Source organism: Bartonella sp. MR90HLJMH (assembly GCF_042194115.1).
Lineage (GTDB): Bacteria > Pseudomonadota > Alphaproteobacteria > Rhizobiales > Rhizobiaceae > Bartonella > Bartonella grahamii.
This window is the reverse complement of sequence record NZ_JBHIMM010000011.1, coordinates 1-15,426: the sequence shown is the minus strand read 5'-3', so window position 1 is coordinate 15,426 and position 15,426 is coordinate 1. Positions and strand designations below refer to the sequence as shown.

11 protein-coding genes, 3 tRNA genes and 1 pseudogene are annotated in these 15,426 nt (G+C 37.4%); 13 read left to right on the top strand and 2 right to left on the bottom strand.

Going from position 1 to position 15,426, the window contains the following annotated elements:
• Positions 1–104: 104 nt before the first annotated feature.
• The 4 genes from clpP (at position 105) to ACFIJ9_RS07475 (ending at position 5,315) form a co-directional block, all read left to right on the top strand.
• The gene (gene clpP, locus ACFIJ9_RS07490; RefSeq protein WP_012755012.1) at positions 105–737 is read left to right on the top strand and encodes an ATP-dependent Clp endopeptidase proteolytic subunit ClpP; all 633 of its coding nucleotides are present in this window, start codon (positions 105–107) and stop codon (positions 735–737) included.
• 183 nt (positions 738–920) lie between these two features.
• Positions 921–2,195, top strand: coding sequence for an ATP-dependent Clp protease ATP-binding subunit ClpX (clpX, locus tag ACFIJ9_RS07485; protein WP_012755013.1), 1,275 nt, complete (start codon positions 921–923; stop codon positions 2,193–2,195).
• A gap of 183 nt (positions 2,196–2,378) precedes the next feature.
• Positions 2,379–4,805 carry an endopeptidase La gene (gene lon / locus ACFIJ9_RS07480; RefSeq protein WP_375636483.1) on the top strand — a complete coding sequence of 809 codons (2,427 nt, stop codon included), beginning with the start codon at positions 2,379–2,381 and terminating at the stop codon, positions 4,803–4,805.
• Positions 4,806–5,036: 231 nt separating this feature from the next.
• A complete protein-coding gene (locus ACFIJ9_RS07475; RefSeq protein ID WP_012231443.1) occupies positions 5,037–5,315 on the top strand; it encodes an HU family DNA-binding protein in 279 nt (92 codons plus the stop codon).
• Between the two features lie 1,105 nt (positions 5,316–6,420).
• Here the strand turns inward: ACFIJ9_RS07475 and trmFO are convergent.
• Positions 6,421–7,830 carry a methylenetetrahydrofolate--tRNA-(uracil(54)-C(5))-methyltransferase (FADH(2)-oxidizing) TrmFO gene (gene trmFO, locus ACFIJ9_RS07470; protein WP_273788337.1) on the bottom strand — a complete coding sequence of 470 codons (1,410 nt, stop codon included), beginning with the start codon at positions 7,828–7,830 and terminating at the stop codon, positions 6,421–6,423.
• 134 nt (positions 7,831–7,964) lie between these two features.
• Here trmFO and ACFIJ9_RS07465 point away from each other — a divergent pair.
• The 6 genes from ACFIJ9_RS07465 (at position 7,965) to ACFIJ9_RS07440 (ending at position 13,942) form a co-directional block, all read left to right on the top strand.
• Positions 7,965–8,047: transfer RNA gene (locus ACFIJ9_RS07465), tRNA-Leu, on the top strand.
• Positions 8,048–8,182: 135 nt separating this feature from the next.
• The gene (gene tig / locus ACFIJ9_RS07460) at positions 8,183–9,610 is read left to right on the top strand and encodes a trigger factor (RefSeq protein ID WP_375636480.1); all 1,428 of its coding nucleotides are present in this window, start codon (positions 8,183–8,185) and stop codon (positions 9,608–9,610) included.
• Between the two features lie 128 nt (positions 9,611–9,738).
• Complete coding sequence (gatB, locus tag ACFIJ9_RS07455; RefSeq protein WP_375636478.1) at positions 9,739–11,238, top strand: Asp-tRNA(Asn)/Glu-tRNA(Gln) amidotransferase subunit GatB; 1,500 nt, start codon at positions 9,739–9,741, stop codon at positions 11,236–11,238.
• A gap of 181 nt (positions 11,239–11,419) precedes the next feature.
• Positions 11,420–11,818 (top strand): NADH:ubiquinone oxidoreductase subunit NDUFA12, encoded by a 399-nt coding sequence (locus ACFIJ9_RS07450; protein ID WP_375636476.1) that lies wholly within the window; start codon positions 11,420–11,422, stop codon positions 11,816–11,818.
• Positions 11,819–11,906: 88 nt separating this feature from the next.
• Complete coding sequence (locus tag ACFIJ9_RS07445; protein WP_375636524.1) at positions 11,907–12,332, top strand: DUF2155 domain-containing protein; 426 nt, start codon at positions 11,907–11,909, stop codon at positions 12,330–12,332.
• An 884-nt stretch (positions 12,333–13,216) separates the two neighbouring features.
• Entirely contained in the window at positions 13,217–13,942 is a 726-nt protein-coding gene (locus ACFIJ9_RS07440; RefSeq protein WP_375636474.1) for a rhomboid family intramembrane serine protease, read from the top strand.
• Between the two features lie 3 nt (positions 13,943–13,945).
• Here ACFIJ9_RS07440 and ACFIJ9_RS07435 read toward each other — a convergent pair whose 3' ends face one another.
• Positions 13,946–14,776, bottom strand: coding sequence for an RNA methyltransferase (locus ACFIJ9_RS07435; protein WP_026500346.1), 831 nt, complete (start codon positions 14,774–14,776; stop codon positions 13,946–13,948).
• 205 nt (positions 14,777–14,981) lie between these two features.
• Between ACFIJ9_RS07435 and ACFIJ9_RS07430 the strand changes: the two genes are divergently transcribed.
• From ACFIJ9_RS07430 to ACFIJ9_RS07420, 3 genes and pseudogenes are all read left to right on the top strand, one after another.
• Positions 14,982–15,065, top strand: a tRNA-Tyr gene (locus tag ACFIJ9_RS07430).
• Between the two features lie 31 nt (positions 15,066–15,096).
• A tRNA-Gly gene (locus ACFIJ9_RS07425) sits at positions 15,097–15,170 on the top strand.
• Positions 15,171–15,350: 180 nt separating this feature from the next.
• Positions 15,351–15,426 (top strand): annotated as a pseudogene (locus ACFIJ9_RS07420) (elongation factor Tu); the annotation flags it as partial.

Genomic DNA, 15,426 nt, shown 5'->3' with positions numbered 1-15,426 from the left:
TAAACAGCTCTTGATTGTAGCTTGCACAAGAGAGTAATGTTAACGTATGGATAAAAACATTGAATGTGTAAAGAGCGGTTGTTATATGAACGGAAAGTAGAAATATGAGTGATCCAATGAAAACAGCATTAAGCCTTGTTCCTATGGTTATTGAACAAACCAATCGTGGTGAACGGGCCTATGATATTTTTTCCCGTCTTTTAAAGGAGCGGATTATTTTTATTAATGGTCCTGTCGAAGATGGTATGGCAATGCTTGTTTGTGCACAATTGCTTTTCTTGGAAGCGGAAAATCCTAAAAAAGAAATTAGTCTTTATATTAATTCTCCAGGTGGTGTCGTAACATCTGGTATGGCTATTTATGATACTATGCAGTTTATTCGCCCTCCTGTTTCTACGCTTTGCATGGGGCAGGCGGCATCTATGGGGTCTTTATTGTTAACAGCTGGAGCAAAAGGTCATCGTTTTACATTGCCAAACGCACGTATTATGGTGCATCAACCATCTGGTGGTTTTCAAGGTCAAGCTTCAGATATTGAGCGACATGCGCAAGACATTATAAAGATGAAACGGCGTTTAAATGAAATTTATGTTCAACATACAGGTCAAGATTATGAGATTATTGAGAGAACTCTCGATCGTGATCATTTTATGACAGCAGAAGAAGCCAAAGCGTTTGGCTTAGTTGATGATGTTATACAATATCGTGCAGAAACTGAAAAAGAAGAAAAAGATTAAGAATTTTTATAGAAAAAACAGCTACTTTAAATCACAGAGTTTTATAAAAAATATCGCAAAATAAGAGAAACACCTAAAAATATTGAGACATGCATGGTTTTCTATATGTCTTTTAGTTTTCATGATGAAAAGCTTCCTTTGAAAAGGCAAAGTATTCATATATCGTGGTGAAAGGAAAGAAAAATGAGCAAAATTAGCAATAGCGGGAACGAATCAAAAAATACTCTCTATTGCTCGTTCTGCGGCAAGAGTCAGCATGAGGTGCGTAAGCTCATTGCGGGGCCTACTGTATTTATCTGTGATGAATGTGTAGAGCTTTGCATGGATATTATTCGGGAAGAAAATAAGTCTTCTGGGGTTAAGGTGCGTGATGGTGTTCCTACGCCACAGGAAATTATAACAGTTCTTGATGATTATGTTATTGGTCAGCAGCATGCAAAGCGTGTTCTTTCTGTTGCTGTTCATAATCATTATAAACGGTTGGCGCATCAGTCTAAAAGCAATGATATTGAGTTGGCTAAATCAAATATTCTTCTTGTTGGTCCAACGGGCTGTGGTAAAACTTATCTTGCACAAACATTAGCACGTATTATTGATGTGCCTTTTACGATGGCGGATGCGACCACTTTGACGGAAGCAGGCTATGTAGGTGAGGATGTAGAAAATATTATTTTGAAACTTCTTCAAGCTGCTGACTATAATGTTGAACGTGCACAACGTGGCATTGTTTATATTGATGAGGTCGATAAAATTTCTCGTAAAGCAGACAATCCTTCTATTACAAGAGATGTTTCGGGGGAAGGAGTTCAGCAAGCGTTATTAAAAATTATGGAAGGAACGATTGCTTCTGTTCCTCCTCAAGGTGGACGTAAGCATCCGCAACAAGAGTTTCTTCAGGTTGACACCACAAACATCTTATTCATTTGTGGGGGAGCTTTTGCTGGTTTAGAACGAATTATTTCAGGGCGTGGTGAAAAAACTTCTATTGGTTTTTCTGCGACCGTTAAGGCTCCTGATGAGCGTTGTGTCGGTGAAATTTTTCGTGATTTAGAGCCTGAAGATCTTATAAAATTTGGTTTAATACCAGAATTTATTGGGCGTCTTCCTATAGTCGCTACCTTAGAGGATTTAGATGTTAACGCCCTCATGCAAATTTTATCACAACCTAAAAATGCTTTAGTAAAGCAATATCAGCGTCTTTTTGAAATGGAGAATGTCGAGTTATCATTTCATGAAGATGCTTTACGTGTTATTGCGAAGAAAGCAATTGAACGTAAAACTGGTGCTCGTGGTTTACGTTCTATTATGGAGAAGATCCTTCTTGAGACGATGTTTGAGCTACCGGCTCTTGAAGGCGTTCAAAAAGTGGTTATTTCGAGTGATGTCGTTGATGGGAAAGCGCGTCCTCTTTATATTTACTCAGAACGTGCAGAAGATAAAGAAAATGTATCAGCATGATATTGTGCTAAGCACAATATGAAAGGTGGTAATGAACGGTATTTGATGGGTGTTTATAATAATATCATTATAATGCTTGATTTATGTATTAGTAATTACCACTTCATGTATTGTGAAGAGCTGAGGTTTTCTAAAGGTGGGCTGGTTGTTGTAGATAGCTCATAGGCTCCAGAAAGGAGAGTTATGCAATATATTGATGAAAAGACAGATGAAGTAAGAGATGGGGTTTATGCTGTTTTACCTCTTCGTGATATTGTAGTCTTCCCCCATATGATTGTTCCACTTTTTGTGGGCCGCGAAAAATCAATTCGTGCTCTTGAAGAAACGATGGCGGTTGACAAGCAAATACTATTGGTGACACAAAAAAATGCTTCTGATGACGATCCAAAATCAGAGGATATTTATCATATTGGTACATTTGCTAATATTCTTCAACTTTTAAAGCTTCCTGATGGTACTGTAAAGGTTTTGGTTGAAGGAACTGCACGTGCAAAAATTAGTCAATTTGCTTTAAGTGAAGGTTATCATCAGGCATATGCGACTGTTACAGAAGAATCTAGAGAGGGTGATGTTGAGATTGAAGCTCTTTCAAGGTCAGTGATTGCTTATTTTGAAAACTATGTAAAGCTTAATAAAAAAATCTCTCCTGAAGTTGTTAATGCGATTGGTCAGATTGATAATCCTTCTAAGCTTGCCGATACGATTGCTTCTCATTTGATGATTAAACTTGCAGAAAAACAGGAAATACTAGAGCTCTTACCTGTACGGGCCCGTCTTGAACGTGTTCTGTCCTTCATGGAAGGAGAAATTTCTGTTTTGCAGGTTGAAAAACGTATTCGTTCGCATGTTAAACGGCAAATGGAAAAAAACCAACGAGAATATTATCTCAATGAGCAGATGAAGGCTATTCAAAAAGAGTTAGGGGCAGGTGATGATAGCCGAGATGAACTCTCTGAATTAGAAGAACGTATCAAGAATACAAAACTATCCAAGGAAGCACAGGAAAAAGCTGGGGCAGAATTGAGAAAATTACGGAATATGTCTCCTATGTCTGCAGAAGCGACAGTTGTCCGTAACTATCTTGATTGGTTATTAGCAATGCCTTGGGGTAAAAAATCTAAGATTAAAAACAATTTAGATTTTGCTGAAAAGGTCATGAATAATGAACATTTCGGTCTTGAAAAGGTTAAGGAGCGGATTATTGAATATTTGGCTGTACAAAGTCGCGCGTCAAAGATAAAAGGTCCTATTATTTGTTTGTTAGGTCCTCCTGGTGTAGGGAAAACATCATTAGCGCGCTCTATTGCAAAGGCGACGGGGCGTGAGTATGTTCGTATCTCTTTGGGAGGCGTGCGGGATGAAGCAGAAATTCGCGGACATCGCCGAACATATATTGGTTCGATGCCTGGAAAAATTATCCAGTCTATGAAAAAAGCAAAAAAATCTAATCCGCTTTTCTTGCTTGATGAAATTGATAAAATGGGACAAGATTTTCGTGGAGATCCTTCATCCGCTTTATTAGAAGTTCTTGATCCTGAACAAAACAGTACATTCATTGATCACTATTTGGAAGTTGAATATGATCTTTCTGATGTCATGTTTATCACAACTGCCAATACGCTTAATATTCCAGGTCCGTTAATGGATCGTATGGAAATTATTCGTATTGCTGGTTATACTGAATGTGAGAAAATGGAAATTGTTAAACAGCATCTTTTACCAAAGGCACTAAAAGATCACTCTTTGTCTAAAAAAGAACTCAGTATTTCTGATGGAGCACTAAGGTCAATTATTCAGTTTTATACACGTGAGGCAGGCGTTCGTAACCTTGAGCGTGAACTCATGAAAATTTCCCGCAAATCTGTTACAAAAATTCTCAAAACGCATCAAAAATCTGTAAAAGTTACAGAAAGTAATATTCATGATTTCTTGGGTGTTAAACGTTATCATTACAATCAGATTGAAGGAGAAAATCAAATTGGTGTTGTGACAGGCCTTGCGTGGACAGAAGTCGGTGGAGAGTTATTGACCATTGAAGGAGTTATGATGCCCGGCAAAGGTAAGATGACTGTAACTGGAAATTTACGTGATATTATGAAGGAGTCCATTTCAGCGGCAGCATCTTATGTACGTTCTCGTGCTGTTGATTTTGGTATTGAACCTCCACTTTTTGAAAAACGCGATATCCATGTTCATGTTCCAGAGGGTGCTACGCCAAAAGATGGCCCATCTGCTGGGATTGCAATGGTGACAGCAATTGTTTCGGTTCTTACAGGAGTAGCTGTGCATAAAGATATTGCAATGACTGGTGAAATTACTTTACGTGGACGCGTTTTACCAATTGGTGGATTAAAAGAAAAACTCCTAGCAGCTCTTCGAGGAGGGATAAAAAAGGTACTTATTCCTGAAGAAAACGCAAAAGATTTGGTTGATATTCCTGACGATGTCAAAAATAATATGGAAATTATTCCGGTAAATCATGTGAGTGAAGTTTTGAAACACGCTTTGGTTCGTTTTCCAGACACTATTGAATGGAAAGAACCCTCTACGGTGGCTGTCCCAATCCGGTCAGAGGGCAGTGATAGTGAAGGAATACAGATTGCGCACTGATTCACTTATCTCATTTATAACGGCATTTTTTAGGTGGCAGAAGGCGTTGTTGAGGTTATTGTTCTGTTTTTTGTTGGAAAAAGTGAAAAATTCCGTGAATAACTGTGATTATTGCTAAAAAAACAATGTTTTGGATAAAAATAAGACTTCTGTTTGCTGTACTTTTCAATAAACTGACCAATAACATGATTAAGTCATGTTGTCAGGTAATATAGGGAAAGGAAATATTTTATGAATAAAAGTGAATTGGTTAGCTCCGTTGCTGAAAAGGCAGGTGTTTCGAAAGCGCAAGCTGGTGCTGTTGTTGATGCTTTTATGGCTTCTGTAACAGAAGCTTTGGCTTCAGGGGGAGATGTTCGTCTTCCAGGTTTTGGCTCTTTTGAAGTTTCTCATCGTGCTGCAACAAAGGGGCGTAATCCTTCAACTGGTGCTGAGATCGATATTCCAGCACGTTCTGTACCTAAATTTTCTGCAGGAAAAAGCCTTAAAGAAGCAGTTAATAAAAAATAATTTAAGCTACATAAAAAAACCCGATTTATTTATAAGCGGGTTTTTTTTTAGCACATGTATTATGCCCATTTTTCATATAACACGTTGAGATTTTTGCGGTATTTTTTATTTTCATGTATTACTTGTATTTTTGAAAATAATTTTAAGTGTTGTATAAAATACTGTCAGCTTAAAATATATTTTTTAGCCTTTTCAGTAAAATATTGCACTGTATTAGTGCAGTACCGGTGTGGCTTATAAAATGTAATGTTAACTTTTATTACGCTGAAGTGTTACGATATTTATTTCAAAACAAGATCCGTAAATAGTATGAGGCAAAAAACTCTGTAAAGTCTATAAAAGTTATTATATACTACCATTTACGCTTAATAAAAGTGCATGTTGGTGCCACCGTACTGTTTTTCTCAGTTCCTATAATGTTGCGATTAGCCCTCAACATCTGAGATGAGTGCATAAGGAATAGTTTTATTCTTTTACTTATACGCCAACCTTGCTTGTGACGCACCAAGAGGATAAGTTTTATTGATTTATTATAAGAGATTCTGAAATGAAAGAATCTTATGATATTCAGATTTCACTTTCAATATTGTGATTTTTCTTGGCATTTGAGAGGGAAGAGATAGATCCAGCTCTATCCTACAAATATTTTTTCCATATCCCTATTTCACTTGTGATATGCAAGCGAGCGTTTTTTCTTCATCACACAAGAGTTAAAGTGAGAGAATAACACAAATTTTGATGAAGGAAGTTAAAAAACAGAAAAATTACTCTTATAAAATAATGTATATTACGTAATATAAAAAATATTAATAGAGATAATACAGTATTGCTTGTTTATTTTCCATCTATTTAAATTTTTATTATTCATAATATATTGATATAATTATTTTATTTTTAGTCATTAAATCATATTAAATTGTTGATAGCGGTAAAGGTTTTTTATAGCCAAAAGTTATTTTACAAGCTCCTACATAATTAAATAAATGATGAAACGTAGAGTAGTATTTATTGATTGGGGGAGACAGTCTTTAAAAGGCTTTAGAATGATTTTTTCACGAGAGTCATAAAGATCTATTCAGTAGATGAGAGGCGAATCGTGTGTTTTTTATAAGGAACTCTTTGATTCTTTATCTGCTAACCACTGAGTACAATCATTGAGAGCTCTTGCTGTGATGGCTTGTTTTTTTACTAATTTTTTTTCTTTACTTGCTAGGCGTTTTCCTGAATGTCTAATAGAAGCAATAGGGGGAAAGAGTCCGAAATTGATATTCATTGGCTGAAAGGACTGTGTTTCTGCTTTTTCATCTATGATGTGTCCCCCTGTAATATGATTCAAAAGGGCTCCGAATGCTGTCGTTTGTGGGGGTAGGCAAGGGGAAATATGATGATATTCGGCAGCAGCAAAACGTCCAGCAAGAAGCCCTATTGCCGCTGATTCTACATAACCTTCACATCCGGTAATTTGCCCTGCAAAGCGTAGTTGTTTTTTTTGTTTTAAACGAAGGGTTTGATCAAGAATAATTGGCGAGTTGAGGTAGGTATTGCGGTGAAGACCACCAAGACGCGCAAACTCTGCTTTTTCAAGACCGGGAATCATTCTAAAAATGCGAATTTGTTCACCATATTTCAGTTTTGTTTGAAAGCCGACCATATTGTAAAGCGTTCCAAGTTTATTATCTTGGCGTAATTGAACGACAGCATAGGGTTTAACTGTAGGGTTATGGGCATTGGTTAAGCCCATAGGTTTCATAGGACCGTGTCTTAACGTTTCAAGTCCGCGCTCAGCCATAATTTCAATGGGGAGGCATCCATCAAAATAGGGCGTTTTTTCAAAGTCACGAAACTCTGTTTTTTCAGCATTTTTTAATGCTTCAACGAATGTTTTATATTGTTCTTTGTTGAGGGGACAATTAAGATAATCTTTTCCTGTTCCCTCAGGACCAATTTTATCATAGCGAGACTGATACCAACAAATGTTGATATCAATACTATCGGTATGGATAATAGGTGCAATCGCATCAAAAAAAGAAAGAGCTTTTATACCGGTTATTGCTTGTAATTCTTGAGCAAGTGCAGGTGATGTAAGGGGACCCGTTGCAATGACAACATGTTTCCAAGCTTTAGGAATTTCTTGAACTTCTTCACGTTTGATTGTTATAAGAGGATGGTTTTCGATTGCTGTCGTAACGGTTTTTGAAAATCCATCACGGTCAACAGCAAGGGCACTACCTGCGGGAACTTTGTTGGCATCAGCAGCTTTCATAATTAACGATTTCGCTAATCGCATTTCAGCATGTAAAAGCCCTACGGCATTTGTTAATGAATCATCGCAACGAAATGAATTTGAACAAACCAGTTCTGCCAAATTATCGGTTTTATGGGCATCTGATTTTTTTTCGGGTCGCATTTCATGCAAAACAACAGGAATTCCTGATTGAGCGATTTGCCAGCTTGCTTCACACCCCGCAAGACCACCACCGATGATATGAATTGGGATATCGAATGTCTTTAACATAATTGACTTTTAGCGTAAGCAGTTATGTATGAAAAGCATAGATTTTGTTTTTTTTAATATATTTGTTTGCTTTTTTCCCGTAATTAATGGTATAGAGACGCCGCTTGTATAAGGTTATTAGCTTGTAAGTTTGAGCGGATGTGGCGAAATTGGTAGACGCACCAGATTTAGGTTCTGGCGGGAGACCGTGGGGGTTCGAGTCCCTCCATCCGCACCAAAGCAATCCCTTAAGTGCTACGGATTTCTACGTGTCTGAAATTCCGCTTCATGGTAAATGTAACACTCGAAGTGTTAGAATGTAATGATTATTAGAGTGGGTTTATCCCTCTCCTTAGGAAAATGAAGGTGTTTAATGCAGGTTACCGAGACGCTTAATGAAGGACTGAAGCGCGAAATTAAGATCGTGGTTCCAGCGAAAGATTTAGAAGAAAAGCTGAATGAAAGATTGGATGATACCAAGGGAAAAATCAAGCTTAATGGTTTTCGTCCCGGTAAAGTGCCTAGTGGACATTTGCGAAAAATGTATGGTAAATCCTTTATGGCGGAGATTCTCAATGAGATACTCAGTGATGCGCCTCGGTCTATTTTAGCAGATCGCAATGAACGTGCAGCGATGCAGCCAAAAATTGATATAGATGAAGATGAAAAAATTCTAGATGGCAAAGCTGATTTTACTTTTAGTTTAAAGTATGAAGTTTTACCAAAAATTGAAATTAAAGATTTTGAACATATTAAGGTTATCCGTGAAATTGCAACTATTCCTGAACAGGATATTGATGATCAAATCAATCGCGTCCTTTCTTCTACGCGTAATTATTCCCTAAAAGAGGGGGCTTCTGAAGAAGGTGATCGTATTACCATAGATTATCAAGGTAAGCTTGAAGGCGTTCCATTTGAAGGTGGGGCAGATAGTGATGCACAACTGATTCTTGGATCAAAACAATTTATTCCTGGTTTTGAAGAGCAATTGGTTGGTGTGAAAGCTGGGGATGCAAAAACGATTTTTGTTAAATTTCCTGATGATTACAGTGCAGCACATTTGGCCGGACGGGAAGCAGAGTTTGACATTACTGTCAAAGCTGTCTTTAAACCAGATGAATTAAAAATTGATGATGAAGCAGCACAAAAAGTTGGTTTAGAGTCTCTAGATCGCTTACGTGAGGTCGTTCGTGGGCAGATTGAAAGCCAATATGGTTCAGTGACACGTCAAAAAGTTAAGCGTCAAATTCTTGATGCTTTAGATGCTGATTATAATTTTGAGATTCCTGAGGAACTTTTAGAGATTGAGTTTAACAATATATGGGCTCAGGTTAATGATGATTTGAAAAAGGCTGGGCGCAGTTTTGAAGATGAAGGTATTACAGAAGAAAAGGCACGGGAGGAATATCGTGTCCTTGCGCAACGTCGTGTTCGTCTTGGTTTGGTGCTTTCTGAAATTGGAATGAAGGTTGGTGTTAAAGTTAGTGAGGATGAGCTAAAAGCAGCCGTTTTTGATCAGGTTCGCCAGTATCCTGGACAAGAGAAAGAGATTATGGATTTTTTCCGCAGGACTCCGGAAGCTGTTGAAAATCTACGTGCTCCGATTTTTGAAGAAAAGGTCATTGATCATTTATTAGCACAGATAAAAGTCACAGATAAAGAAGTGACGGTTGAAGAGTTGATGAAAGAATATGACGAATCAGATGTCCCTGAAGAAAAGCCGGCAAAGAAAAAGTCTGCAGTGAAAGAAACGTCTACAGAGAAAACATCAGCTAAGAAAAAAGCTCCTAAAAAAGCTTAATATTTATGCAAACAGAAAAAGCCCGATAGAATCGGGCTTTTTGTAAGATTTATATCCTAGGATTGCACTGAGAGAATGGTTTTAGATAAGCCATGAGTATATTTTAAAATATTGGTAGTGGATTGGCAATGAGCATCATTGATACGCGTACTCCTGATTCTAAGCGTTTTATTTCTGGAGTTACAGGTGATTGGGAAGTCATCATTGGCATGGAAGTTCATGCGCAAATCATATCAAATTCAAAACTTTTTTCAGGAGCATCAACCAAATTTGGTGCAGAGCCAAACAATCATGTATCACTTATTGATGCAGCCATGCCAGGTATGTTGCCTGTTCTTAATCAAGAATGTGTCCGTCAAGCGGTTCGAACGGGGTTAGGATTAAAGGCGCATATTAATTTAAAATCTGTTTTTGATCGCAAAAATTATTTTTATCCAGATTTACCGCAGGGGTATCAGATCTCTCAATTTCGCTATCCCATTGTGGGAGAGGGAAAGATTATCATATCTGTTGGTCCAGATTCGAATGGCCAATTTGAGGATATTGAAGTAGGAATTGAGAGGTTGCATCTTGAACAGGATGCTGGAAAATCGATGCACGATCAACATCCAACGATGTCTTTTGTAGATCTTAATCGTTCTGGTGTTGCTCTTATGGAAATTGTTTCCAAACCTGATATGCGCTCATCAGATGAAGCCAAAGCCTATATGACAAAATTGCGTACGATTGTTCGTTATTTGGGCACTTGCGATGGCAATATGGATGAAGGTTCTATGCGTGCAGATGTCAACGTATCTGTTCGTCGTCCTGGTGAAAATTTTGGAACGCGCTGTGAAATTAAAAACGTTAATTCTATTCGCTTTATTGGTCAAGCCATTGAGTATGAAGCGCGTCGTCAGATCGCAATTTTAGAAGATGGAGGCGTCATAGATCAAGAGACTCGGCTTTTTGATTCGGCTAAAGGTGAAACGCGCTCTATGCGCTCAAAAGAAGAAGCACATGACTATCGTTATTTTCCTGATCCTGATCTTTTACCATTAGAATTTGATCAAGCGTTTGTGGATGCTTTGGCAGCAGACTTACCAGAATTGCCTGACGCTATAAAAGCACGTTTTGTTAAGGAAATGGGATTGACAGTGTATGATGCTTCCATTCTTGTGACAGAAAAGGCTATTGCTGATTATTTTGAAGAAGTAGCACGTGGGCGTGATGGAAAAATAGTTGCCAATTGGGTGATTAATGACCTTTTAGGGGCTTTAAATAAAGATAATTGTGAGATTGAAGAGTCACCGGTATCGCCAAATCAATTGGGAAGCATTATTGATCTCATAAAAGAAGGAGTTATTTCTGGAAAAATTGCCAAAGATCTTTTTGAGATTATTTGGAATGAGGGGGGAGATGCACGCCAAATTGTAGAAGAGCGAAATATGAAGCAGGTGACAGATACAAAGGCAATTGAAAGAGCCGTTGATGAAATCATTGCTAATAATTCTGATAAAGTTGCGCAAGCAAAACAGAAACCCGCTTTAGCTGGTTGGTTTGTTGGACAGGTAATGAAAGCAACAGGTGGTAAGGCAAACCCTCAAGCTGTTAATGAATTGGTTAAGATGAAACTTGGCATAGATTAAATTTTATGGGGTGGAGAAGAAGCCATACATATGATATCTTCTTGAAATTAAGGGATAGCACGTTATCCTATCAATTGGAATTGTAGCTGAATTTACTAGTAACTTTTTCGGTAATTTCAATCGTTAACAGTTTTATTCCAACGATTAATTTCATGAGCGCACTAAATGAATGGAATAGCAGATGGCTCATTTTTTTAAGCAAATCTTCACATGGTGGAATGGCAATACCATTGGTACGCGTTTTTTCACATGGCGCAAAGGTAAGCGGATAGGGGAAGATCAATTTGGAAATATATATTATGAAGGGGGACTTCATAAGGATGGTTATCCGCACCGTTGGGTTATCTATAAAGACTATTCTGAGGCCTCTACTATTCCACCAGGTTGGCACGGCTGGATTCATCATCGCTGTGAGTACCCACCAACACAGGAGGATTATCATCCTTATGAATGGGAAAAGCCTCATGTTGCAAATATGACAGGAACAAGTGAGGACTATCGACCAAAGGGGGCTATCACCTCCAATGGAGAGCGTTCTTGTGTGCATGAAGATTATGATGCGTGGTCACCTAAAAAATAAAAGATTTTAGTGTGCGCGTGTATTTTTGTCTTATTGGACTCTATGTTATGAAAAGAATTATTTTTAAGATGCGATTGATTTTGATATGATGAAATTTTTTTTATTGTTAGGGGTAAAGCATTTTATATATATTTTTTTAATGGGAGTTTTAGTATTTTTATCCTTAAATAGTGGAGTGCGGGCTGAGCGTATTAGCAATGGAATTGCTGTTTTTGCAGGTCTTGACAAAATCACGGGGCGGACCACACGTTTTGAAGTTACTCTTGGTAAAATTTATCAGTACGGTGCATTACAGGTGACGCCACGTGCGTGTTATACGAGCTCTAAAGATGAACCAACGCGTACAACTGGTTTTGTTGAAGTCAATGAAGTGACATTAGATAAAAAAGTACGGCGTATTTTTACAGGATGGATGTTTGCAGATAGTCCTGGTTTGAACGCTGTTGAGCATCCTATTTATGATGTGTGGTTAAAGGATTGCAAGCAGAATTCTCAAGATCTTCCTCTTCAATGATTAGTGTGTTATCTATTATAATACATTGATTTATAATGGCCCTTTATCATTTTACAACTTAATAAGAGGTTCAATTTCCTATGATTGCCTCATTTAAAATTTTTCTATATTGAATTAATCCAAATTATTCTCTTGCGCATTACAAGTGGCGGATGTGCAGATAAGATTCTCTAAGATAAGGAATAAAAATTTCCTTCATGAACTGTTTAAATTCAAAGAGGCATCATTAAAATAAACATATTTTGCAGTGTTTCATAAGAGACAGTTCTTGAATTATATTTGTTAGAGGTTGAAATGAAAGGCTTGTTGATATTTGTTAAAGAGATGAACTGAAGCTTTTGCATTTATGAGGGAAACAGACTATCAAGTGAGTAGTTCATCATGAAACACTAATGAATATATCTAGAGAAAGCTGTGTTGATAGTTTTTTCTCATAGAGATGTCGTTTTTCATTCAAAGAGTAGAAGCAATGCAAGCTATATTAATGGAAAAATTGAGATTTAAGATTATTTAAAGTTTATCAATCGAAGTATAGTTTGGTTATAAAATGCAATGATCAGTATGTTTCTAGTAAAAAAACAATGTTTATATATTTTTATTATACACCACCTCATAAGTGAGTTTGTCTATTCGTAAGTTCTTGTATATTACATGATAACTTCACATTTAAATAAGCAGGATACCGCTAAGTTTGTAAATCATATTCTTGATATCCGTGCTTTTTAAAATCTTTTGTATAAAATACACGTGTTTTCATGTAGAGCTATTGAAAATTTAAAAAGGGGCTTCGAAGAGGCGTTGAAAAGATTCTGCATCACTGGGAGTGGTATATTTATTTTGTATAAAGAATAACCCATTCTCTAAAGAATACGAGATTTTATAAAATGAAAGTTTCTAGTCACCAACATAATAATGTTTCTCGATTACCGAAACAACCTAAAGAACCCTTGTTGAATGTTCCATTTATTATAGTTGTTTTGATAGCATTTTGTTTTTGTCTTTATTGCATTTCTCAGTATTTTTTTTCTCATAAGGTTTATGTTGAAAGTCTTGAATTTTTTTCATTTATACCAGCATTGTTTAAGAGGGATCCTGTAGCACTCTGTTATACCATGGTGAGTTATTCATTTATGCATAGTAGTTTTAAACATGTTGCTCTTAATATGGTTTGGCTTTTGGTTTTTGGCTCTCCTTTAGCAAGGCATTTTGGTGTTTTACGTTTTTTAATTTTTTGGGTGTTAACGGCTGTTATTTCTGTTTTGACTTATTTTACATTTCATCAAGAAAGTACCATATCACTTATTGGGGCGTCAGGTGCCGTATCTGGAATGATGGGAGCTATTGCACGTTACGGTTTTTCTAGTGGTTATCTATCTGTTAATGCGCAGAACGAAAATTTTTTGGGACCTTTATTGTCCGTCAAAAAAGCTCTGTGTTCTAAGGGGGTACTTGTTTATATGAGTGTATGGCTGACGGCTGATTTTATCATAGGTATTTCTTCTATTTTGTTTGAAGAAAATGGCATCTCAATAGCATGGGAAGCTCATATTGGCGGGTTTCTTGCGGGTTTTTTGTTGGTTGGTTTTTTTGATGTTTCACAAAAAAATTAAAAACTAGAATCTAAGATATTTATGTGCCACATAAAGCGCTATTGTTGCTGCATTTGAAACATTTAATGATTTAATATTTCCAGGCATATCAAGGCGTGTTAAAGCGCAAACGGTTTCACGTGTTTTTTTACGTAAACCTTTACCTTCTGCTCCTAAAACAAGAGCAATTTTATTCCCTGTTAATGCTGTTTCTAGAGGTTTGTCCCCTTCTGAATCGAGACCAAAGCTTGTAAAACCTGTTTGATGAAGTTCTTGAAGAGCTTCAGCGAGGTTTCGTACGGTAATATAATGAATCATTTCCAGAGCTCCAGATGCCGCTTTCGCAAGAACACCGCTTTCGTGGGGAGAGTGACGGCAAGTTGTAATAAGCGCTTTAGCTTTCAATGCAACTGCAGAGCGCATAATAGCGCCAACATTATGCGGATCGGTAATTTGATCCATGACAATGACCAGATCAGTATTGGTTAGTTCCGAAAGTTTGCATGGTTTGAGGGGTAAAGTTTCCAAAACAATACCTTGATGAACAGCCTCACTTCCAACAAGCGAATCAAGATATTTGGGGGTGCATAATGTAACAGAGCAAGGATAATCTGATTCGGATATATTTAATCGTTTTAAGGCATTTTGTGTAACGTAAAGACATTTTAAAATTCTTTTTGGGTTTTCTAAAGCTGCCTGAACAGAATGAATGCCATAAAGATGGATGATCCCTTGCTGTAAAGAAGCAGCTTTCTTCTTTAGGTGTGTAAAAGATCGAGAAGGAGAGCCTTTTGTATCGCGATATCGGCGACGTAAACGAGCATAATGAGAATTTTGTGATGTTTTTTCTTTCATAGCTTCTTTATAGCGTGTTAATAAGAAAAATAGAGAGAAAAAATCTGTGATTTAAAGTTATGAGCAGGAAATTTGTACAGAATTGTATTTATTCTGTTGACAGATACAATAGTAATCGTCATAACCACTTCGCAATCAGATTGAATTGAATGGGTATTCAAGATGGTTTTCGTAATGTCTCATTGCGCGACTTTACCGGTGTAATGGAGGGGTGCCCGAGTGGTTAAAGGGGGCGGACTGTAAATCCGTTGCGTATGCTACGTTGGTTCGAATCCAACCCCCTCCACCATTCATCGAAGGAGAGTTATTATGTGAGTCAAGCGGGTATAGCTCAATGGTAGAGCAGCAGCCTTCCAAGCTGAATATGCGGGTTCGATTCCCGCTACCCGCTCCAAATAGTTGTTGGTGATTGGGCAAATAGGTATGATGGAGGATATTCCATTTATAGATTGGGTGGGGTTTTCCGTCTAAGAGTTGTGGTGATTGAGCTGGTTACAGCCTAGTCGGATTGAGTTTTGCAGGACTGTCCCTAGGTGCTAACAAGAATAGGGAATAAAACAAGAGATTAATAGCGATGGCGAAGAGCAAGTTTGAACGAACAAAACCGCATGTTAATATTGGTACGATTGGTCACGTTGATCATGGGAAGA

Excerpts from the sequence above, each read along its gene's own strand:
- ACFIJ9_RS07475 (WP_012231443.1), top strand. The coding sequence starts at position 5,037 with ATGAATAAAAGTGAATTGGTTAGCTCCGTTGCTGAAAAGGCAGGTGTT.
- lon (WP_375636483.1), top strand. The coding sequence starts at position 2,379 with ATGCAATATATTGATGAAAAGACAGATGAAGTAAGAGATGGGGTTTAT.
- ACFIJ9_RS07440 (WP_375636474.1), top strand. The coding sequence starts at position 13,217 with ATGAAAGTTTCTAGTCACCAACATAATAATGTTTCTCGATTACCGAAA.
- ACFIJ9_RS07450 (WP_375636476.1), top strand. The coding sequence starts at position 11,420 with ATGGCTCATTTTTTTAAGCAAATCTTCACATGGTGGAATGGCAATACC.
- clpP (WP_012755012.1), top strand. The coding sequence starts at position 105 with ATGAGTGATCCAATGAAAACAGCATTAAGCCTTGTTCCTATGGTTATT.
- clpX (WP_012755013.1), top strand. The coding sequence starts at position 921 with ATGAGCAAAATTAGCAATAGCGGGAACGAATCAAAAAATACTCTCTAT.
- ACFIJ9_RS07435 (WP_026500346.1), bottom strand. The coding sequence starts at position 14,776 with ATGAAAGAAAAAACATCACAAAATTCTCATTATGCTCGTTTACGTCGC.
- tig (WP_375636480.1), top strand. The coding sequence starts at position 8,183 with ATGCAGGTTACCGAGACGCTTAATGAAGGACTGAAGCGCGAAATTAAG.
- ACFIJ9_RS07445 (WP_375636524.1), top strand. The coding sequence starts at position 11,907 with ATGAAATTTTTTTTATTGTTAGGGGTAAAGCATTTTATATATATTTTT.
- trmFO (WP_273788337.1), bottom strand. The coding sequence starts at position 7,830 with ATGTTAAAGACATTCGATATCCCAATTCATATCATCGGTGGTGGTCTT.
- gatB (WP_375636478.1), top strand. The coding sequence starts at position 9,739 with ATGAGCATCATTGATACGCGTACTCCTGATTCTAAGCGTTTTATTTCT.